The sequence below is a fragment of the Cylindrospermum sp. FACHB-282 genome, from assembly GCF_014697195.1.
Taxonomy (GTDB): domain Bacteria; phylum Cyanobacteriota; class Cyanobacteriia; order Cyanobacteriales; family Nostocaceae; genus Cylindrospermum.
The window spans coordinates 1-21,772 of the sequence record NZ_JACJRJ010000028.1; the positions used below are offsets into that span (position 1 = coordinate 1).

Here is a 21,772-nt window from a genome sequence, read left to right on the forward strand (position 1 = left end):
CCCTCTCAAGGACAGCGGATTGAATTGGTTAGAGGTCAATTCCTCATCACCCAAAAATTCATCTCATCACCTCCCTTCGGGTAGGTGAGAGGCTTCTTTTTGTTTCAGCTAAACAGACTCAAAAAATACCCAATTAATCGAGTAAAATATTAATTTTTGTAGTCAAATTATTGACTTTTAACTACTGATTTAGCAAAAATTTACTGTTGATGATATCTCTCCCGCCTTCACAAATAGAATTTGGGAGGAATTCAACCAAGGGGAATTAAAAGAACCCAGGTGAGTGGTAGTAATCAAGGTTTGGAAGCGATCTTGAATAGCATCAAGCAATTGATTTTGGCGGGATGGGTCTAATTCCGCTAGAACATCATCAAGCAAGAGTAGTGGTGGCTCTTTGACGACGTCTTCAATTAGTTGTAGTTCTGCTAATTTTAAGGCTAGAACCAGGGTTCGTTGCTGACCTTGAGAACCGTATTGACGAGCTGGTGTTTGGTTAATAATTAATTCTACTTCGTCGCGGTGAGGTCCGACAAGGGTCGTGCCTCGGTATATTTCGGCAACGGCTCGCTGTTGTATTTTGTCCAAAAAGTCTGAGTGCACTGCTTCTGGATTGTTTGGCGTCAGAGGCACATTAGGCGCGTACTTGATTTGTAGTATTTCTGTACTGCCACTAATACTAGCGTGCCAAGCGGCGGCGATGGGCGTCAGTCGCTGGATAGCTCGGTGTCGGCGTCTAATTACGCTTGTGCCGATGGTAGCTAATTGTGCATCCCAGAGGGCTAATTCAGATTGTAGAGACTTTGCTGGCAAAGTCTCTACATGGCGTTTTAAGAAAGCATTGCGCTGGCGTAAAACCTGGTTATACTGCTGCAAAATGTGAGCATAAATCGGTTCGAGTTGGATTAAGAGTGTATCTAGCCAGTTGCGGCGACCTTCAGGGCCACCGCGCACCAGTTCTAAATCTAGACTGGAGAACTGGACTGCATTGAGGACGCCGAGAAAGTCCATTTGACGGCGCACGGATTCGCCATTAAGAGCGACGCTCCGGCGACCATTACGGCGTAAAGTTAAGGTCAAGTCACTAGTACCTGTATCTCGCTCTAGGGTGGCATTAATTTGGGCTGTAGGTTCCCCGGAGCGGACTAAATCGCGATCGCGTGAGAGCCGGTGCGATCGCAATGTTGCCAGTAACTCCACCGCCTCCAACAAATTAGACTTTCCCTGAGCATTATTACCAACCAAAATCGTTTTGGCAGCAGTAAACTCAACCTTTTGGTCTTGGTAATTACGAAACTGTCGGAGGTGAATGGATTTGAGGTACATGGTGTTGGGCAATGGGTAATGAGTAATGGGTAATTGGTAATTGGTAATTGGTAATTGGTAATTGGTAAAAACTAATCCCCAATCCCGAATTCCCAATCCCTAATCCCCAATTCCCAATCACACAGTTTTCTTACCCATAAACCGGAAGAATAGCTTTTCCATTTCGATCCAGACAAACATCAAGGCACTGAAGCCAATACAAACCCCCAACTCCGAGAGACTTAGAGGGTGAGTACCAAAGAAAGCTTGCAGAGGTGGAACGTAAACTAGCATTAGTTGCAAAATCGTTGTCACTACCACAGATCCCAGCACAAAAAGATTGGAGAAGGGATCCATCTCAATAGTCAGTTGGTTGTTAGAGCGAATGGCGATCGCATGACCCATTTGGGAAATACAGAGGGAAGTAAATACCATCGTCTTCCAAGCTTCACTATTACCCTGATAGCCAGCGGCATGGGTATGATTGTATGCCCACTCCATGAGAATAATGGTAATGATGGCGAAGATAATCCCAATCCGAACGATGTAAGAACCCAACCCCCTAGCAAAGATGCTTTCGCGGGGACTAAAGGGCGGACGCTTCATCACATCTGGTTCCGGGGGTTCCACCGCCAATGCAAGAGCTGGTAAACCATCTGTGACCAAGTTCATCCAGAGAATTTGCAAGGGGGTAAGGGGAACACCTCCCAGTCCGAGGAGTGGTGCGGCTGCAATGGTGAGAATTTCGCCAACGTTACTACCCAGGATGTATTTAATAAAGCGGCGGATGTTGGTATAAACGACTCTGCCTTCCTTGGTAGCGGCGACAATGGTGGCAAAGTTGTCATCTAGTAGCACCATATCGCTGGCTTCTTTACTCACATCCGTACCAGTGATGCCCATTGCGATCCCAATATCAGCTTGTTTCAGGGCTGGGGCATCGTTGACGCCATCCCCTGTCATCGCCACAAACCTGCCCCGGCGTTGCATTGCTTGGACAATTCGCAGTTTGTGTTCTGGGGCGACTCGCGCGTAGATGTTCACCAGGTCAACGTTTTGGTCTAGTTCTTCGTCGCTCATCCGCTGCAATTCCTGACCCGTGAGGACGCGTACACCGGACTCGGCTATTCCTAAATCAGTGGCGATCGCCCGTGCGGTTAACTGGTGGTCTCCAGTAATCATCACTGTGCGAATGCCTGCTTCCCGACACTCTTGCACTGCGGCTTTAACTTCTGGACGAGGGGCATCTAGCATCCCCACCAATCCCAGCCAAACCAAGTTTTGCTCTGATGTCTCATCTGACCCTTCTGGCGGGTTTTCGGACAGGGGTTTATAGGCAAAACCTAGCACCCGCAAACCGTTACTCGCCAGGCGATCATTTTCTGCCAAAATTTGCTGACGTTGCTCATCGCTCACAGGGGCGGCTAAAGTCCCTAGATGAATTTGAGTGCAACGTGCCAAGGTTAACTCTGGTGAACCTTTGGTAAACATTAAGTAACTTTCAGATTGCAAAAATCCAGAGATCGCTGGATCAACAGATGTCACAGAAGCTTCACCTGTGGCGACTTCTTCCACCTGACAAATTACGCTCATGCGCTTGCGTTCAGAGGAAAAGGGAAATTCACCAACACGGGGTAGTTTACTGTTCCACTGGTCTTTTTCAATTCCCGCTTTTCCCGCCAGGGTGACTAATGCTCCCTCTGTGGGATCTCCGAGAATCGCCCATTCCCCTTTGTCTTGTTGCAGTACCGAATCATTACAAACGGCACAGGCGACTAGTAAAGCAGAGATTTCTGGATACTCATCTACGGGAATTTTTGCCCCATTTAACTGAAAATCTCCTGTGGGTGCATAACCTTCGCCAGTGACACGAAAAGCAGAATTATTCGTATAGACTGATTGCACCACCATTTTATTCTGAGTCAAGGTCCCAGTTTTATCAGAGCAAATTGTGTTTACCGAACCCAATGTTTCTACTGCTGGCAGTTTGCGAATTAAGGCATGTCGGCGCACCATCCGCTGGGTTCCTAGGGCCAAGGTAACGGTAATTACGGCAGGTAAGCCTTCTGGGACTACAGCCACCGCCATACTTAAAGACACTTCCAAGAGGTCTTGGATGTTGCTAAAGCCTCTTGCCTGAATGATGCCGCCAACCACAACGATCGCTACTAGAATCAAAGAACCAGTAACTAGAACGTTGCCTAGTTGGGTCATTCGCTGCTGTAAAGGCGTAGGCTCACTCTCCACCGCTTGCAACATGGCAGCAATTTTGCCAAGTTCGGTTTGCATCCCGGTGTTGGTGACGAGAACTTTGGCTCGTCCTTGGACGACTTCCGTGCCTTGAAAGACTAAATTGACGCGATCGCCTAAATCTGTTTCTACTGGTAATGTTAGTTTTGCCTGTTTGTTGGCAGCTACCGCTTCACCAGTCAATGCCGACTCACGTATTTGTAAATTAGACTGTTCGATCAAGCGTCCATCAGCGGCTATCTGCACACCCGCTTCTAGCAGCATGACATCCCCTGGAACTATTTCTTTAGCTGCTACCTCCACCAGTTTGCCGTCGCGCAGGACTCGCACTAAGGGAGATGACAATTTTTTTAGGGCGGCTAGGGCTTTTTCCGCCCGGCTTTCTTGGACATAGCCAAGGATGCCATTGAGAATGACAATCGCCATAATCGCGATCGTATCTTTGAATGGCACTTCACCAGGCTTCAAGTTGCCTGCTTGCCAAGCAATCACGTCTAAAATCCCAGAAATTAAGGCCACGCCAATCAGCATCAACAACATAATGTTTTTGAACTGATCCAGCAGAATTTCCCAAGCACTGCGGCCAACATTTTCTTCGAGTTCGTTGGGGCCGTATTTTTGCAACCTCTGTTGAATTTCTTGAGTTGTTAAGCCTCCGTCTGCGTTACTATCAAGCAGGTCTAGCGCTTTATCAACTTCTAAACTATGCCAAACGGCAGCAGCTTCAGGCAAAGAATTAGCAGACATCGTATAGGTCACAGGAAATGGTTACAAAATTCGATCATAATTTAGCGATGGCAGGAAAACCATCAACTAAAGTTACATTAGGGCTGTCGCCAAGCTGTATAAAGTATAGAAGTGATTCGGTTACCCTTGCCAATTTTCTTCTTGAGAAAATATGTAATATTTCTTAATAACAATTTATTGAGAACAAATTTTCTGGAAAAGGGTAAATCACACAAAGCAAAAGTGCCTTGATCAATCAAAATATATGCCACAATTGACTCTAGGCGTGCTAAACCGTTGAATTAATATGCTTGATATGAGTTTTGCACTCCCCAGTTTGACCTCTAGCCAAATGTTTGGGCAAAAAACGATCCGACCGATTACTGCCGCTACCCTGTATGGCATTGCTTTCATCAAAGATAGACTCATAGCTATCGACAGTAGCAAGGGACATCTCCTGGAAATTGATCCTACCTCTGATAACTGCAAAATACTCAATCCCCACCAAGTAAGAGAATTTGCTGAGGTCACTGGTATAGCAGTCTGGGAAGATACCTTGTGGGTAACCCGTGGTAACAGTGTTTATTTGTCAAAGCTGGCCTCGTTAGGTCTGGAGCATTTCGCCACATTACCTTATCCTGCTGACGGCGTTGCTGTTTGGGAGTCAACAGTTTATGTCAGTTGTCAAAGGCTGGGTTACATTCTAGTATTTGATCGTGAGACACGCAAAGAAATTACCAGATTTTATGCCCCTGGAGTTGGGGTAGAAAATTTGACTGTCAGTCAAGAAAATCTTTGGGTTTGCGATCGCCTAGAACAAACAGTTTACTCAATGGACAGAGCAACTGGAGAAATTCGCTTTAGTGTGCTGACTCCCTTTGACTCGCCTACAGGCATCGGCTTACATAAAAATGATGAAACAGGACAGGAATGTCTCTACATCGCTTATGCCTCTGAGGAGCCTTATATTCGGGATAACCCCAATGCAGACCCGAATCATGAGCTAACCTACCGCGATCGCACTTTTATTCACCCCCTGTATTATCATTACGAGCCAGATAAACGCTACGCCCTCTCTAATGGTTATCTCGTAGAAATGTCCTATGTTGAGGAAATTTCCCCCCTAGACGAGGTGTATTTACCAAACGTAGAATGGCGCATCGCCCTACCATCAGAAACTGAACGCCAAAAGGTGAAACACGTTGAACCCATTGGTTTACCCTTCACAGAAGAAATCCTTGAGGGACAACGGGTGGCAGTATTTAAATTTGATGCCCTCACCCCAGGCGAACGACATCTATTTGGCTGGAAAGCGCTGTTAGAAGTCCGAGGGATCAAATATCGCATCACACCTAAAGATGCAGAAGGACAACCCGAACTCTCACCAGAATTCCAAGCTCGCTACCTAGTGGATGATGACGACTTAGCAATGGATACTGCCATTGTCCGCCGTGCCTCTCGTGAAGCCATCGGTTCGGAAACTAATATGTTGCGGAAAATGTACAATATCCGCAACTACGTTTACGATGAGTTATCTTATGGTATTAAACCCTACATTGATACACCAGATGTAGTGTTAGAACGTGGTGTGGGTTCCTGTGGCGAATACGTCGGTGTATTACTAGCCCTCTGCCGTTTGAATGGTATTCCCTGCCGCACCGTAGGCAGGTACAAATGCCCTCCCAATGGTGAACAACAAGGTGTACCCTTGCAACCTGACTTTAACCATGTTTGGCTAGAGTTCTACATACCGAATATTGGCTGGTTGCCAATGGAATCGAATCCTGATGATGTTGGGGATGCTGGCCCATATCCCACACGCTTTTTTATGGGCTTATGCTGGTATCACATCGAAATTGGTAAAGGTGTCACCTTTGAAACTGTTACCAGTAATGGTACCCGACTGACGAAAGAAGATGTACCTCTTGGTGATTTGGCAATTAATCATATTCGGTTTACAATTCTTAAAGAATTACCACCTTTTTGAGTTGGGAATTGGGCATTGGGTATTGGTAATTAATTACTAGGCAAAGGGTATGGGGCATTTTTACAGTTTCCCCATTCCCTTATTTTCTCAGGCGAATAATTTTAATTAATATTTAGCGTTTGAGCTTGATTACTGCTTGATCAAGTTATTTCAATTACTGGTTTAACTAAGAAGATGTGATTTTGATCATTTTCTTACATAGAAAAATCAGTCATAGTAGAAATCGGGTTTCTTACGGTTGAAAAAAGCACAGTTCTGCCGAACGATAGATATAAACCCAGTTTTTCAACGGTAATAAAAAAGTGAATACTTGGATCAATCCTGAATTTGAAAAAACGGTGCTACAAACACCCTCTGACAGGAGGACTGGGGGGAACTTAGACAATACTCATAATCCTCATTACTCTCCTCCCGAAGAGCAGCAGATATACCAACATTTGCTGCATTTAGTACGCCTAGAATCTCCCGGACAAATGATTGAGCGCTTTCGAGCCTTATTTATTGAGGGTCTAGGTTATCCTGAGCCACAAATTCCGTTAATGCTGGACAAAATTACAGCCTCGAAGACAGCAGTACAGGAGTTTAAGTTTTTTCTCAACCGTTGCTGTCATATTTTAATAAATCGATGGCATATGCAACCCCAAATGCATCATGCCATTTCTGAGTTAATCAACTTATTTGTATCCCCACCTATCAAATCAAGGTCAGCTAGTTTACGTTACAGAGAAATTAGGCGCTTGCGTGAACTAATCAAGGTGTTTACCGAAAGTGACCAATACCAAATTTTGCTTCGGTTCACCCAGGTAGTCAATCAACCCAGTCAGTTGGATACTGAAAAGGGAAATCAGCCGCTGATCACATTGATTCGCCGCTATCCTTACTTACATGAACATTACTTAATCAGTGAAGATTCTACCTCAGAACAGCAGCAGACAGTGCGGCAAATTCAGACACTAGCTCAGAAAAAATTTGAAATTGATTTGTCGCAATATGTGATCTATAAGGTGCGCTGCAATCAGATAATCCAAGGAGCTTCAGTAGCTGATATCAATCGGATTTTACGACCTGTTAATAATCCTACATTGTTGAGCGATCGCGAACTATTTTCCACACTTAAACAATTTATCGGTAAAGTTGAAGGTGACTACACCTACAAAGACTTAGCGCAGAATTTTTTACGCTATAGCAGTCAGGTTTCTTCTTTCCGCGCTTTTAAAGATGATCTATATCAATACCTGACATCCTCCATTGATGGAGAATATGGAAAACGCCAATTTAATCAGCGGTTATATAACCAACTGCAAAATACATTACCACAAGCTAATTCTCAGAAACTAGATGATTTTTTAGTTGTGAGAACTTGTAGTCAGCTACTCAACTTTTTAGTTGTTAATAGCCAATTATCACCGCAGCACTTTACCTTTGTGGATTTGGTCACTAACCAAGGTTCGATGCTCACCATTGGGTTGTTGCTGAAAATTGTGCTAATTTGTCGTAAAGTCAAGCCACATCTAGAAAAGCGGTTGGCAATTTTGTTTAACCACTACGAATCTTCTACTACTAATTGTATTCAGTGGTTAGTCAAAGCTCTAGAACAATTAAATATCGCCCTCAGTATTCACTTTGGGAATCTTGATGTATCCTACTTTAAGCAAATGCGTTAATGCTCAGTCAATTTTAGGAAATTACCTGGGAGTTCTAGAAATTGGCCTTGGGCTTGATTGTGAAGATTTTAAGCTGGAAAACTCACAGATAGAATTAAAGGGGCAAAAGCGGCAGTGGGTTCCAGGGTTGGGTGGAAATATTTTATTAAAATTATTATTTTCTGCTTGATATTTTTGTAAATCTTGCTGGTGCTTTTGAGCAATATTAGCTAACTCAAATTCTAAAGATATTAATTCACTATTATTTATACTAATTAACTCCGATTCTTGACAAACTTCTAAATTATAAAATGAGGCAAAGGCTATTTTTCCAGGGTAAAGATAGTGAGCAGCTAGCAAATAAACTAATGCTTGTCGGCGGTCAAAAGCAGATTTACCAGTTTTGAAATCTAATATATGTAAAGTGCTATCGGACTCACTAAAAACACAGTCCATAGCTGCATACAACCGAAAGCAATATTCCTCTTGTTCAATAATAATTGGTTTGGGAAAACCTTCATCTCCAGGAGTTAATTGAAGAATGTGTTTACCCAAAAGCAAGGGTGCATGATGGTATTTTTGCAAAATTTGCAGCACCCGTTGCTTAACTTGTTCAGCAGAATTACTCAATTCTAGTAGCTGGGCAACTTTTTCTACCCCATCGGACTGATTTAACAAATGCCGATGATGGTGAAATTCATATACCCCTTTTTGGGCAAGGATACCAATCCGCTGGGGTGGTGTGGTATTTGCCAACAGGGATTTAACTTGTGGTTCATGTTGCCGCGCTTTGATAAACCCCCGCCTCATCTGGCAATGCCAGCGTTCTTGCCCTGTCGCTGGGGCAATTAAAGACCAAAGGTGATAGCTGGCAAATGGTCGGTCGGGGGTTGACATCGCTCAGGCACAATGGGAGAAAATACGGTGGGATACTTGCGGCTACGCACGCTTTGCGGGAAGCTTCCTATTAGTAACGAAACAATCATGCACGGGAGAAAGTGGCATATATGAGCAACCGTAGCAATTCCAGCAAGATAAAATTTGGTACTGATGGATGGCGAGGTATTATTGCCGATGATTTTACTTTCCCCAATGTGCGGAAAGTGACTAGGGCAATAGCTAGTTATCTGGAAACAGCCTATAGCAAAGACAGACCGGTGCTGATCGCCTACGATACTCGGTTTTTAGCGGATGAGTTTGCCCGGACATCTGCCGCAGTTTTGGCAGATTTGGGTTGGAATGTGAAAATTACTGATCGGGATTGTCCTACACCAGTAATTGCCTACAACGCCCGTCACCTGAATTCCGCTGGGGCGTTAATGTTTACCGCTAGCCATAATCCAGCACCCTACTGTGGAATTAAATATATCCCAGACTATGCTGGGCCTGCCACTCCAGAAATTACTGATACTATTGTGGCAAATATAGAAGGTGCATCGGATGAGTTGCCCGGAAGCAACCCAACAGGAGCAATTTCTACTTTTGATCCGAAACCAGATTACCTGCAATTTATCTATACACTACTTGATGTAGAAAAGATTAGGGGGGCTAATTTAAAGGTCAAGTATGATGCGCTCTATTCTACCTCTCGCGGCTATTTAGATGAGGTTTTGTTGCACAGTGGCTGTCAGTTAGAAAGCTTCCACGCTTGGCGGGATGTGCTGTTTGGTGGGGGGATGCCAGAACCCAAGGGAGAAGAATTGGTTGGCTTGGTGGAAGCTGTCAAGGCTGATCATGCGGATTTGGGTTTGGCTACGGATGGCGATAGCGATCGCTTTGGTATTGTTGATGAACAGGGAACTGTTCTTACTCCCAACACTGTGCTGTTAGTTCTAGCACGTCATTTAATAAAAAACAAAGGTAAAACCGGTGCGATTGTTCGGACTGTGGCTACTACTCACCTGCTAGATAATTTCGCCGCTAAACATGGGCTGCAAATTTATGAAACCGCTGTAGGCTTTAAATACATTGGTGAAAAGATGCGGGAAACTGCTGTGCTGATTGGTGGGGAAGAATCAGGCGGTTTAAGTATTATTGGGCATATCCCTGAAAAGGATGGCGTTTTAGCCGATATGCTGGTGGCTGAGGCTATAGCTTATGAGGGTAAACCTTTAAGTCAATTGGTGAAGGAAGCGATCGCCGAAGCTGATGGGCCGCTGTATAATGATCGCCTTGATTTACACCTCACCGAACCTCACAAAATCGCTGTGATCGACGCCTTTACCAAAAACCCGCCGACAGAAGTCACCGGAATTAAGGTGAAGGAAGTCGGGCGCAAGGATGGCATTAAACTCTATTTAGAAGAGGGTAGCTGGGTGCTGCTGCGTCCTTCTGGTACTGAACCGCTGGTACGGGTTTACCTGGAAACCAACTCTCCAGAAAAACTCGCGCAAATCGCTGCAGAAATGAAGAGTGCGATCGCTAAACTAGAGTAGTGTAGAATCCCCCTAGCCCCTCTCTGCTTGCGGGGAGGGGAATTATTTTTTAAGTTATGAAAAATATTACTAGTTTGCTGATATCTGTAGTTATAGCTGTTTGGGTTGTGGCGATCGCGATTATCTCTGTTCAAAACGCCACCCCTGTATCGTTAAAGTTTTTGATATTCCAATCGGTGCAAATCCCAATGGGTTTGGTGCTGGCTTTTAGCGCTGCGGTGGGATTGATAGGAATGGCGGTTTTGCAGCCTCTCTGGGGGTTGGGTGAGTCTCAGTCTAGAGTTGATGAGGATGCAGAGTTTTTTGTTGATGATGAGGATTTTTAGGAGTTTTTTTCACGCAGAGGCGCAAAGGCGCAGAGAAGTTAATCGGGATAGCGTTTTGAGGTGTGGAGAACTCGCAGAATTTCTACTGTTTCTTCTTTGACTCGGTAAATGAGTATATACGGTGAGTTAGAAATTATCAGTTCCCTTGTCCCCTCTACACGTCCAGATTTCCCCATAAAGGGATAATTTTCTAGTTGATTGGCAGCATTTTGAATCTTCAATATTAGTTCCGGTGCTGCTGTGGGATTGTCTTTGAGAATGTAACTATGTGCCTGTTCTAAGTTACGCAGCGCCCGACGTAGCCATCTAATCTGCATGGGTAAGTCTGGCAAATGTGGCTTTTACTTCTTCATCACTAGCAAAGTCTCCAGCATCAGCTTCAGCAATACCTTTTTGAATCTCTTCGATTTGCCATTGATACATTTCTAAATAAGCGGCTACTGCTTCATTTAAAACGTAACTGCGATCGCGGTTCATCCCTGTGGCAATTGTATCAAGTGCGGTTTTTTTCTCGCTGTCTATCCGAAAGGTAATATTTTCTTTGCTCATCGCCTCACCAGATCAATCTGTATTGCATAATATCATATTGCCTTATTTTGTATTGCAATGCAAGTAATAGGAGGTGCAATCACCTACCGTGGGGCATAGCCCATCGCGTTTAGATGAAGATGCAGAGTTTTTTGTTGATGATGAAGATTTTTAGGGTTTTGGTTTCGCGCAAAGGCGCAAAGGCGCACCAGAGGAAGGGGCTAAAATCTAAATTGTGTGTTTTAAATGAAAATCTTTGGCTTACGATAATATTTGCCGCTACCTCACCGATAATTACCCGTTATCTTTTGTGCAATGGTTAATTGCAGAAGATATCAATAAAATTGAGGTACTACCGACTGAGTTACCTATTCAACCGATTCGTTGTGATGCATTGTTTCTGCTACCGACATTAAATCGCATTCTGTATCTAGAAATTCAAACTTCGCCAAAATCTGATCCACCCATGCCAATACGGATGTTAGATTATTGGTTGAGGATTTACCGTAAATATTCGTGTCCTGTACAACAGGTAGTGATTTTTCTCCAGGAGACAAATTCACCTGATGTTTTTGTTGATAGTTTAATAGTAGAGAATACACGGCATCAATACCAAGTGATCAGGGTATGGGAACAAGAAAGCGAACCTCTTTTACAAGTTCCCGCTTTATTACCATTAGCAGTTTTAGCCAAGACAGATGAACCAAATAAATTACTACAGCAAGTTGCTTTAGCTATAGATAAAATTGAAGAACAGCCGCAGCAAAAGAATATTGCAGCTTGTGTAGAAGTATTGGCTAGTTTGAAGTTTGATAAACAATTAATTCAACAATATCTCCGGGAGGAACTTATGCAAGAAGCACCCATGTATCAAGAAATTATTAAGCGCGGTAAATTAGAGCTTGTTATCCGCCAGTTGAAACGTCGTGTTGGGGAGATTTCGCCAAAGTTAGCGTCACAAATTAAAGAGTTATCAGGTGAAAAATTAGATGATCTTTCCGAAGCACTTTTAGATTTTTCTCAACCTTCTGATTTAGTAACTTGGATGGATAATCAAGGGTAAAATCTTGGCAGAGTTGAAATCTCAGAGAGGAATTAATGGAAGAAGCCCCAAAGTATCAAGAGATTTTTCAAAAAGGCATGAACATTGGTAAATTGGAAATTATTTTCCGTAAAATCAATCGGCGCTTTGGGGTAATTTTACCAGAATTAGAGTCACAAATCAAAGAATTATCAAATCAACAGTTAGATGCACTTGTGGATGTATTTTTAGATTTTTCACAACTGTCTGATTTGGTAGATTGGATGGCTAATCAAGGGTAAGATGGTTTACTATATTTTTACTTTGAAAAGAAATTATGATTGAGCAAGAATTGACTTGGGATGAATGGGTAGAAGAGTTAACAATGGCATCAGGCGGAAAAATTGACTATTGTTATCTTGATGAAGACTATGCAAAAGTTCAACACCCTGAACTTTACGAGTATTACCAGATGGGATATGACGTTAATGATCTCGTCAGTGAAAAGTTAATGAGTTATGAAGGCGGGGATGTAGAAATTTGGCTAGATCCAGATGAACCTGATGATAATCAATTGGATGCGATCTTATCCAATACTGAGTTTTATCACACCTTCTCTGAAGAAATTAAAAGTTTAAGAGTTCTCAATAGCATCCTGATTTCTGGTGATAAGACTCAAAAAAGTCTCAAAAGGCAAATTTATATTGGTGCAATCACTTGTCTTGAAACTTATTTGTCTGACGCGTTTATCAACACGGTTTTATCAGACCAAGAATATATTAAATCTTTCTTCTATTCATTTAAAGACTTTAAAAAACAAAAATTGGGAATGAATGAGTTATTTAACTACCTTGATAAAGCAGAAGAAATAGCAAAAAAAACTATGCTGGAAATCATATACCATAACTTGCCAAAAGTTAGCGAAATGTACAAAGCAATTCTAAATATTTCATTTCCCGAAAGCGGCAAAATTTACAAATATATAGCTACTAGACATGATTTAGTCCATAGAAATGGAAAAACTAAAGATAGTAAAAAGATTCTTATTGATGAATCAATCGTTAATGAAGTAATCAACAATATTGAAAACTTTGTAACCGAAATTGACCAAATGTTGCAAGAAAAGAAGAAATCTTCTGAAGTTGGAGAGACAGTCTAATACTGTTCTGTACTTCCAGTATCAGTAATCCTAGACTTCTTGACAAAACAAAACGCTTATTTGCTTTCTTCTTAGCGCCTTTGCGCCTTTGCGTGAGACAAAAAACAGCGATCAGGTAGTACGGTAAGCAGTTAAAATAGAAAACAAAACCAGCCTACCTTTAAACAATATGCAGTATCAAAATATTATTACCATTGAACCAGGAAAACGAGGTGGGAAACCTTGTATTCGTGGGATGCGAATTACCGTATATGATGTTTTATCATATCTTGCTTCCGGCATGACTTATGAGGAAATATTTAGTGATTTTCCTTATTTGACACAAGAAGATATCCTAGCTTGTCTCAGCTATGCCGTTGATAGAGAACGGGAAACTGTTAAATAAACTCACTCACCAGCAAGTTATGAGCGCAACATATCAAACAGATTTCAACTTTTGGATAGAACAAACAGCCCAACTATTGCGGGAAAATCGCTGGCAAGAAATTGATAAAGAACATTTAATTGAGGAGATTTCCGACTTGGGTAAAAGTGAAAAGCGAGCAATTTATAGTCAACTAATTCGCTTGCTTTTACATTTGCTCAAATGGCAATATCAACCCCAGCGGCGCTCAGATAGTTGGCTAGATTCTATCACTGATGCTCGTACCCAAATTGAATTAACTATTAAAGATAGTCCCAGTCTTAAAAAGTATCCGACAGAACAACTTGAAGAAAGCTATGAAAGAGCACGTCGGCAAGCTACGAAACAAACAGGATTACTAATTTCTGTATTTCCAGAAAATTGCCCATATTCTTTAGATTTAGTATTAAATGAAGACTGGCTACCTGAATAAAAAATTAAAAATTTATTAATTAATAATTAACAAAGTAACTAGAAAAAAGGGCAGGTACAAAACCCACCCTCAAAGCAATATTAATTTAAACCATCAATTGCTAATTACCAATTATCGGCGCACTCAAAGAAACATTTTGCACTTCTTTTTGTGCTGTTAGTGTCGGCACAGAATCACGCAATCTTGCTGTCAATTGTACAGTTGTAGCGTCGTACATTTGAGTTAGCAACTTGGGATAGAAACCAATACCAATAATTGGAATCAACAAACAGGCGATGATAAAGACTTCGCGGGGTTCAGCATCTATCAAAGCTTGATGAGAAACTAATTCTTCGTTCTCTTCACCGTAGAAGATTTCCCGCAACATTGACAGCAGATAAATTGGAGTTAAAATCACCCCAACTGCCATCAAGAAAATCACAATGACTTTGAATGTAGGGCTATAAGCATCGCTAGTAGCAAAGCCAACAAATATCATTAATTCTGCCACAAAACCGCTCATTCCTGGCAATGCTAAAGAAGCCATTGAACAAGTGGTGAACATAGCGAAAATCTTCCGCATTCTCTTACCAACACCACCCATTTCATCCAACATTAGGGTGTGTGTCCGGTCATAAGTTGCGCCTACAAGGAAGAACAAACTCGCCCCAATCAACCCGTGGGAAACCATTTGTAACACTGCCCCACTCAATCCCAAATCGGTGAAGGAGGCAATACCAATGAGGACAAAGCCCATGTGGGAAATTGAGGAATAGGCAATTTTACGTTTAAGGTTGCGCTGGGCAAAGGATGTTAGCGCGGCGTAGATGATATTTACTACCCCCAAAACCACTAACACAGGCGCAAAATAAGCGTGGGCATCGGGGAGCATTTGAGCATTCATCCGAATTAAGGCGTAACCGCCCATTTTCAGCAGAATACCAGCCAGCAACATGTGTACCGGCGCTGTAGCTTCACCGTGGGCATCAGGTAGCCAGGTGTGCAAGGGAATAATCGGCAACTTGACGGCGTAAGCAATCAGGAAGCCTGAATAAAGTAACAGTTGAAGATTGAGGGCGAAGTCCTTCAGCCCTAGGGCTTGCATATCAAAGGTGACTGTACCGCCATAAAATCCCATTGTCAGGGCAGACAGTAAAATAAATAGCGACCCGCCAGCGGTGTATAAGATGAACTTAGTCGCTGCGTATTGCCGCTTTTTACCTCCCCAAATCGACAACAAAAAGTATATCGGTACTAGTTCCAGTTCCCACACCAGGAAAAATAACAGCATATCCTGGACGGCGAAAACGGCAATTTGACCGCCATACATTGCCAAAATCAAGAAGAAGAAGAGTTTCGGCTTAAAGGTCACAGGCCAGGCTGCTAAAATCGCCAGGGTGGTAATGAATCCTGTCAAGATAATTAGGGGCATGGACAAGCCATCTGCCCCTACTGACCAATTCAAACCGAGTTGTGGTACCCAGGGGTAACTCTCCACCAGCTGCAAATCGGGATTGGAGAAATCATACCCAGTATAAAAGGCGTAAACAATCAGTGCAAAATCTATCAGCCCGACGATGAGGGAATACCAGCGCACTGTTTTGCCATCTTTATCTGGGATGATGGGAAGCAGTAGTGACGCCGCTATTGGGAACAGAATAATCGTCGTCAGCCACGGGAAATTAGCTATATTCATCACAATCAGTCTGCAATTAAAATCATGTTTGGCAAAAAGTCACTAGTTATTAACTAACAGCTTTTTGGCGGTTTTGCCTTCATTGTTAGGTTGATTTAATCAAATTGGCAATCCCTCATTCTGCTTTCGAGGAGTCTTTTTTAACATCTGATGTACGGAATGTAGGGTGGAATACTCCCAGTTCAGTCAAAAGTTTACCCTACATCAAAGACGATATCACCAATCATCGACATCCTGGGAATCCTCAAATGTCAGAATCAGGATTTTCAGGATTAGAGGATTAACAGGATTTTTGTAATTTTTCAAGGGGATAGAGGGTCAATATTTGCTTTGGCAAAATTTAGAATTTCGATAGTTCTTTGAATAATCTGATCGGCATCAGCTTCTATAATATTAGGATCGGTATTATATATTACTTTTACAAAAAAAAAGTGGTAAAATAGTCCAATTGTTATTTTGCGATGAATATGATTATTTTCTATAAGGTTAGTTTGTGGACTAAAATATATCTATTTAATGTAGCTGCAATCATGATAAAAAATATTGAAATCTTAAAAAAGATATGGCGAGAAAGATGCGAATTAATTAAAAACAATGAAACAGGAGATTATAGTCGTCATTTATTGCTAATATTGCAAGATTTACACGAAGAGATTTATGTCAATAAAGATCATTTTGCCAAAAGTCAATATGGAAAAAAGTTTTTTGAAATATCTCTATGTAATTACTGCGTTTTTTTCACTAATACTAAAGATAATCAAGGGCAAGGATTTGATTTGCCAACGCAAAAAGAGTTAAATAAGCTAAAAAGAGATTGGGCAGCAAAGGTAAACCAGGAATTATCTTTTATTGTTGAGACTTTATCCAAGGATAATAAAACTGGAGGTAAATTTAAATTAGAAGACTTTCTAATATTAATTAGAAATATAGAAAATAAATTAACCTCAGTAAAAAACTTTGAACTGACTCTTAAATTATTATACAAACAACTCCTTGAAAGTAAACCAGATGATCAGCAAATCCAATTTCTCGTAGACACAATAATTTTACTTTTTAATAGGAAAGGAATCTTATCTATAGAAGACATATTAGATAGTCAGTTTGAAGATTTTAAAGATATAAATCAAGATTATTTAATTCCAAGGGTATGGGGATCACCATCACAAAATCAAAAATCATCTGACGAGTATAGGGAAGAACTTAAACTATATTATGAAAATCTCAGTTTTGAACAAAGACTTTATTTTTTAAATAAGATTTATTGCCAAGATCCTCAAAAATATCAAGTCATTTTTTGGATAAAAGGTATTCAATTTGAAAATAAATTTAATATTGGAAATGTCTATTTTTATAGTCCAAAAAGGCATGGCAAAAAAATTAAAAATGAAGATAATTTAGACGATTGTTTACAAAAATGGGAAAATAAATCACATTATTGTGTAGCAATTGATATACAAGGTATAGACAGCAAATTTATGGCAATTAGAGCCAAACAGATGGCTGAAAGAACTATAGCTGCTTTATCAACGCGAAAAATGAAAGAACAGCCTATTATTTTATCAGATGATTTTTTGATATGTGATATCACAGGAAAAATACAAGATTTCAAGTTTAAAGGACGTAGAGACAATACAATAATTAATGAAGAAAATTCTATCGAAACACAAAATCAACGATTAAGAATAGGTAGCTGGATATCTTCTGAAACTATATGTCACCCAACTGTAGAAAAATGGTTTACATCTATCGATTTATACAGACAGGCATCTGAATCTTTACAAAGTTCTCAAGAATTGTTAAATTCATGGTTTGCTATAGAAAAGTTTTCTGCTGACTCTGGGGTGGTTTCTACAAGACTGCCTAATTTATCAACTGATTTAAAGAAGCTTAACATTAAGCTTTTTTTAGAAACTATAGATTTATGGGTTGGAAACGATGATGCTATTAAAACAGTTCAGTTACTTCTAGTGTTTAGTGAGTTAAGAATTTTCTTACATAAAGAAGCTCGAAATGCTTTAATAGAATTTACTAGACCAATAATACTTAGTAATCAACTGCCAAAATTTTTTGTAGAAGAATATATATCCGATCCTAATCAGCCATCATTAGTAGAATATATTTCCAGTGATTTACTCAATTATTTTTACAACGATGTTGAGCTTAGTATAGAAAAATTTGTAGAAAAACTACCTGCAATAAAAAAAGAATTAGAGAAACATGATAAAAAAATACCTACATACCTTGAGACTTGTTATGAGGTTTATTATAACCCTCTTGATTGTGAAAAATACATATTAGAAAAAATTTTTGAAATTAAAAGTAATATTTATAATATTTACCGGATCCGTAATATGCTTGTTCATTCAAGTAATACGCAAAGTAAGCTACTAGATTATTATTCAAAACGTAGTAGAGAGTATTGCTTTGCACTTTTAAATTCTATTGGATACAGAATATGTACAACCTCAGACGATGCAGAAATTATGTCATTGGAATTTTATTTTAGAGAGATAATTATTGACGCAAATATTGCTTTAGAAGCGGTAAAAGATAAGAAAACAATGGACAAGTTTAGAAAATGGGCTTTATCGTAAATAATTTTAATATCCATTTTTTAAACCAAACTCTTAATTCCTCTCCGCGACTCTGCGCCTCTGCGTGAGATAAAAAAGATGTAGGGGCGGACTTTCGTCCACCCCTATTAAAATCAGGTAACACCAAAGACGATGACTAAGCCCAAAACAGCCCCAAAAACGATCAAGGCATAGAATTGAACCCGACCGTTTTCTAGGTATTTCAGACCTTCACCGCTGACCAAGGTGAAGAAACCTGTAAGGTTAACAGCGCCATCGACAACACGGAAGTCAACTTCCATGACTTGTCTAGCTAGACGACGCAAGCCGATGACGAAGACCCGATGGTAAATGTCGTCAAAGTACCACTTGTTAAGGGATAGATCATACAGTGGTTTGATTTTTTCGGCGATCGCAGCTGGGTCAATCTTACGCCACAAATACATCAGCAGCGCCAAGGTAATCCCAATCACAGAAACCGCAATTGAACTCCCCGCCATCAAGTAAAATTCCGACGGGTCGAACTCAGCAGCTTTTTCCAGAACTTCCGCCAGAGTTTCGCTAGGAGGAAAAATGAACTGCTCAAAGTAGTTGGCGTAGGGTGTGCCTACCAAACCAATCAAAATTGAAGGTACTGCCAAAACCACCAATGGCAGAGTCATTGTCCACGGCGATTCATGGGGAGTATCGCTGTGATGTCCGTGGGAGTCATGGGCATCATGGTGGGCACCAGTAGCCGCCAATTCTCCTTTTTTCATCGCCCCTGGTCCAAAATTCGGGGCTGGTTCTGCTGACTCTAATTCCAGAACAATAGTAGCTGCTGCTTTCTTAAGTTTTTGCTTGATTTTCTCGTCAGTGCCCCGGAATTTGCCTTCAAATGTCATGAAATACATTCTGAACATATAGAAAGCTGTAATCCCGGCAGTTACCCAGCCAATTAACCAGAGAGATGGGTTAGCAGCAAAGGCTTTTCCGAGAATTTCATCTTTTGACCAGAAACCAGCAAAGGGGGGAATCCCAGAAATTGCTAAACAACCAATCAAAAATGTGACACCTGTGGCGGGCATATACTTCCGTAGTCCCCCCATCAAGCGCATATCTTGGGCTAATACGGGGTCGTGACCGACGACTCCTTCCATGCCGTGAATCACAGAACCGGAACCCAAGAACAGCATCGCCTTAAAATAGGCGTGGGTCATGAGGTGGAATAATCCAGCACTGTAAGCGCCTACTCCCATGGCCATCACCATGTAACCGAGTTGGGAAATGGTGGAGTAAGCAAGGCCCTTTTTGATATCGTTTTGGGTAATGGCAATAGTCGCCCCCAGAAACGCTGTAAATGCACCAGTAAAGGCAATCACGTTCATTGCCGCTGGCACATTTTCAAATACAGGGTACATCCGGGCAATCAGGAACACACCCGCTGCCACCATTGTTGCTGCGTGGATTAGGGCAGAAATGGGGGTGGGGCCTTCCATCGCATCTGGTAGCCAGACGTGGAGGGGGAATTGGGCTGATTTTGCCACTGGGCCGAGGAAGACCAAAATCGCCAACAGGACAGCGAGGAAATTGCTGATAGAACCTGTTTGCACGAGTTCGGCGAGGCGATCGCCCATGATATTAAAATCAAAGCTTCCTGTCGCCCAGAACAGCCCCAGGATGCCGAGTAACAGACCAAAGTCACCGACGCGGTTAGTGACAAACGCTTTTTGACAAGCATCTGCTGCTGACTTGCGATCGTACCAAAAGCCGACCAGCAAGTAGGAACACATGCCGACCAGTTCCCAGAAAATATAAACCTGTACTAGGTTGGGGCTGACCACCAGACCCAACATTGAAGAGCCAAACAAGCTGAGATAGGCGTAAAACCGCACGTACCCTGGGTCATGAGCCATGTAGCCATCAGTGTAAATCATAACTAAGAAGGCTACTGTAGTCACAATCACCAGCATCAGGGCTGTCAGGTGGTCAATAGTGTAGCCCATGCTCAGGTGAAAATTGCCCGCTGCTGCCCATTCTAGGGTGCGGAGGTAAGGCGCGTGTCCTTGAATTTGACTCCATAGCAAGGCCAACGATAGCCCCATGGCCGCTCCCATCAGGGAGATAATAACTACAGCATTAAGCTGCCGCAGGCGATTTGTTACCTGATTCAACGAGATTAACCCTAGACCGACCAGCATTGCTCCCAAAAGAGGTAATACTGGAATCAGCCAGGCATACTGATAGATTACTTCCATCACTGACGCCTACTTTTAGAATTCTTAATTAACTTAGGACTGTAGCAGTCGCTTGCGGGGGTTATCGATCCACTGCGTTGAGGGGGAGAGTGTACTGCCCTGCGGTGAGTTATAGGCGGAACGCCTTCCCGAAGAGTAGCAACTGCCGTCAGCAATGCCCGACTTGTAGTCTCCCAGAGGGCGACTTCCCGTTGAGTGAACTGCGCTGCGGACGGTTTTCAGAGGACTGTGACGGAGAGAGAAGTTTGAGTGGTCTCCGTGCCTAGCCAATTGCCCGTCCGCAGGCAACTGTCCAGGTCGGAACTGTTAATAATTGTGACACACACCCTTGAGGATAAAATACCCCACCCAATGACCTTTGGGTGGGGTGTTAAGCATGGTTTTAGATTTGCCGACGTTAGTCTTGCCCTTTAGGCTGATCGACACTCCAAATCTGCTGATTTTGGGCTATTGTATGATTTGTGGCTAGTGCTAAACTCTAGTTTAATTTCTTCTAAGGCCAGACGTAGATCTTCTCTACCGCGAAAACCTTCCAGGCGATGCCGGATCATGCCATTTTCAATCAAAAGTAAAGTTGGTAGTGATTTAAGTCTATAAGTGTTAGACAGTTTGAAATTTTGATCGGCATTAATCCCAACTAGTTTAATTTCGTCACCACATTGGGCTTGAAATTGCAACAGCAACGGATGGATGATGCGACACAAGCCACACCAAGGTGCTTCAAAATTAACTAAAACAGGAATTGGAGATTCTAAAACTTCTTGAGTAAATGTCCGCTCACTAACCGACAACACCATGACGCCTCTTGAATTATAGGGTTTTTATATCAAACTAGCTATCAGCACCGAAGAGTTGGCTTTCTTAGTCACTGCCGATAGACGCGCTCAGGGCATAAATAAAAAATTATGCGAAAAAAATTGAGCCTATTGATTGTGGCTTTGACAAAAAAGCCAGCGCGACATTCACGGTGGCTTTTTATTAGATGTTCAACTCCTGATTGCCGTTGACTACTCAGGAAAGTCAATTAACCAGCAACTACCAATATAAAATCTCAAACCGACTGAGGACAACTCC

18 protein-coding genes are annotated in these 21,772 nt (G+C 41.9%); 10 read left to right on the forward strand and 8 right to left on the reverse strand.

Annotated features, from left to right (window positions below; genetic code table 11):
- Positions 1 to 189 precede the first annotated feature (189 nt).
- Together recF and H6G32_RS15360 are read right to left on the reverse strand one after the other, a co-directional pair.
- Complete coding sequence (recF, locus tag H6G32_RS15355) at positions 190 to 1,323, reverse strand: DNA replication/repair protein RecF (protein ID WP_190459885.1); 1,134 nt, start codon at positions 1,321 to 1,323, stop codon at positions 190 to 192.
- 117 nt (positions 1,324 to 1,440) lie between these two features.
- Positions 1,441 to 4,299 carry a cation-translocating P-type ATPase gene (locus tag H6G32_RS15360; protein WP_190459754.1) on the reverse strand — a complete coding sequence of 953 codons (2,859 nt, stop codon included), beginning with the start codon at positions 4,297 to 4,299 and terminating at the stop codon, positions 1,441 to 1,443.
- Between the two features lie 295 nt (positions 4,300 to 4,594).
- On the opposite strand from H6G32_RS15360, the gene H6G32_RS15365 reads away from it, so the two are divergent.
- Complete coding sequence (locus H6G32_RS15365) at positions 4,595 to 6,265, forward strand: transglutaminase-like domain-containing protein (protein WP_190459756.1); 1,671 nt, start codon at positions 4,595 to 4,597, stop codon at positions 6,263 to 6,265.
- 302 nt (positions 6,266 to 6,567) lie between these two features.
- On the forward strand, positions 6,568 to 7,929 hold the full coding sequence (locus H6G32_RS15370; protein ID WP_190459758.1) for a hypothetical protein: 1,362 nt from the start codon (positions 6,568 to 6,570) through the stop codon (positions 7,927 to 7,929).
- A gap of 21 nt (positions 7,930 to 7,950) precedes the next feature.
- On the opposite strand, the gene H6G32_RS15375 is transcribed toward H6G32_RS15370, so the two are convergent.
- Positions 7,951 to 8,805, reverse strand: coding sequence for a PD-(D/E)XK nuclease family protein (locus H6G32_RS15375; RefSeq protein WP_190459760.1), 855 nt, complete (start codon positions 8,803 to 8,805; stop codon positions 7,951 to 7,953).
- Positions 8,806 to 8,915: 110 nt separating this feature from the next.
- On the opposite strand from H6G32_RS15375, the gene H6G32_RS15380 reads away from it, so the two are divergent.
- Positions 8,916 to 10,343: a phosphoglucomutase/phosphomannomutase family protein gene (locus tag H6G32_RS15380; protein WP_190459763.1), complete on the forward strand. Its 1,428-nt coding sequence runs from the start codon at positions 8,916 to 8,918 to the stop codon at positions 10,341 to 10,343.
- 56 nt (positions 10,344 to 10,399) lie between these two features.
- Positions 10,400 to 10,669: a LapA family protein gene (locus tag H6G32_RS15385; protein ID WP_190459765.1), complete on the forward strand. Its 270-nt coding sequence runs from the start codon at positions 10,400 to 10,402 to the stop codon at positions 10,667 to 10,669.
- 38 nt (positions 10,670 to 10,707) lie between these two features.
- Here the strand turns inward: H6G32_RS15385 and H6G32_RS15390 are convergent, their stop codons facing one another.
- Entirely contained in the window at positions 10,708 to 10,986 is a 279-nt protein-coding gene (locus H6G32_RS15390) for a type II toxin-antitoxin system RelE/ParE family toxin (RefSeq protein WP_190459766.1), read from the reverse strand.
- Positions 10,976 to 11,218, reverse strand: a complete 243-nt coding sequence (locus tag H6G32_RS15395; protein WP_190459769.1) for a CopG family ribbon-helix-helix protein — start codon at positions 11,216 to 11,218, stop codon at positions 10,976 to 10,978. Before H6G32_RS15395 ends, H6G32_RS15390 begins: the two co-directional genes overlap by 11 nt.
- Positions 11,219 to 11,453: 235 nt before the next feature.
- On the opposite strand from H6G32_RS15395, the gene H6G32_RS15400 reads away from it, so the two are divergent.
- From H6G32_RS15400 to H6G32_RS15420, 5 genes are all read left to right on the forward strand, one after another.
- Positions 11,454 to 12,260, forward strand: a complete 807-nt coding sequence (locus H6G32_RS15400; protein WP_190459771.1) for a DUF4351 domain-containing protein — start codon at positions 11,454 to 11,456, stop codon at positions 12,258 to 12,260.
- Positions 12,261 to 12,295: 35 nt separating this feature from the next.
- Positions 12,296 to 12,520 carry a DUF4351 domain-containing protein gene (locus H6G32_RS15405; protein ID WP_190459774.1) on the forward strand — a complete coding sequence of 75 codons (225 nt, stop codon included), beginning with the start codon at positions 12,296 to 12,298 and terminating at the stop codon, positions 12,518 to 12,520.
- 35 nt (positions 12,521 to 12,555) lie between these two features.
- Positions 12,556 to 13,377, forward strand: coding sequence for a hypothetical protein (locus H6G32_RS15410; protein ID WP_190459776.1), 822 nt, complete (start codon positions 12,556 to 12,558; stop codon positions 13,375 to 13,377).
- A gap of 169 nt (positions 13,378 to 13,546) precedes the next feature.
- Positions 13,547 to 13,762 (forward strand): DUF433 domain-containing protein, encoded by a 216-nt coding sequence (locus H6G32_RS15415; RefSeq protein WP_190459778.1) that lies wholly within the window; start codon positions 13,547 to 13,549, stop codon positions 13,760 to 13,762.
- A 19-nt stretch (positions 13,763 to 13,781) separates the two neighbouring features.
- Complete coding sequence (locus tag H6G32_RS15420; protein WP_190459780.1) at positions 13,782 to 14,213, forward strand: DUF29 domain-containing protein; 432 nt, start codon at positions 13,782 to 13,784, stop codon at positions 14,211 to 14,213.
- 100 nt (positions 14,214 to 14,313) lie between these two features.
- Here H6G32_RS15420 and ndhD1 read toward each other — a convergent pair whose 3' ends face one another.
- Positions 14,314 to 15,888, reverse strand: a complete 1,575-nt coding sequence (gene ndhD1 / locus H6G32_RS15425) for a photosynthetic/respiratory NAD(P)H-quinone oxidoreductase subunit D1 (protein ID WP_190459781.1) — start codon at positions 15,886 to 15,888, stop codon at positions 14,314 to 14,316.
- Positions 15,889 to 16,418: 530 nt separating this feature from the next.
- Between ndhD1 and H6G32_RS15430 the strand changes: the two genes are divergently transcribed.
- Positions 16,419 to 18,482 (forward strand): hypothetical protein, encoded by a 2,064-nt coding sequence (locus tag H6G32_RS15430; RefSeq protein WP_190459783.1) that lies wholly within the window; start codon positions 16,419 to 16,421, stop codon positions 18,480 to 18,482.
- A 113-nt stretch (positions 18,483 to 18,595) separates the two neighbouring features.
- Here the strand turns inward: H6G32_RS15430 and H6G32_RS15435 are convergent, their stop codons facing one another.
- On the reverse strand, positions 18,596 to 20,698 hold the full coding sequence (locus H6G32_RS15435; protein WP_190459786.1) for an NAD(P)H-quinone oxidoreductase subunit 5: 2,103 nt from the start codon (positions 20,696 to 20,698) through the stop codon (positions 18,596 to 18,598).
- 410 nt (positions 20,699 to 21,108) lie between these two features.
- The gene (locus H6G32_RS15440) at positions 21,109 to 21,495 is read right to left on the reverse strand and encodes a thioredoxin family protein (RefSeq protein ID WP_190459788.1); all 387 of its coding nucleotides are present in this window, start codon (positions 21,493 to 21,495) and stop codon (positions 21,109 to 21,111) included.
- Positions 21,496 to 21,772 lie beyond the last annotated feature (277 nt).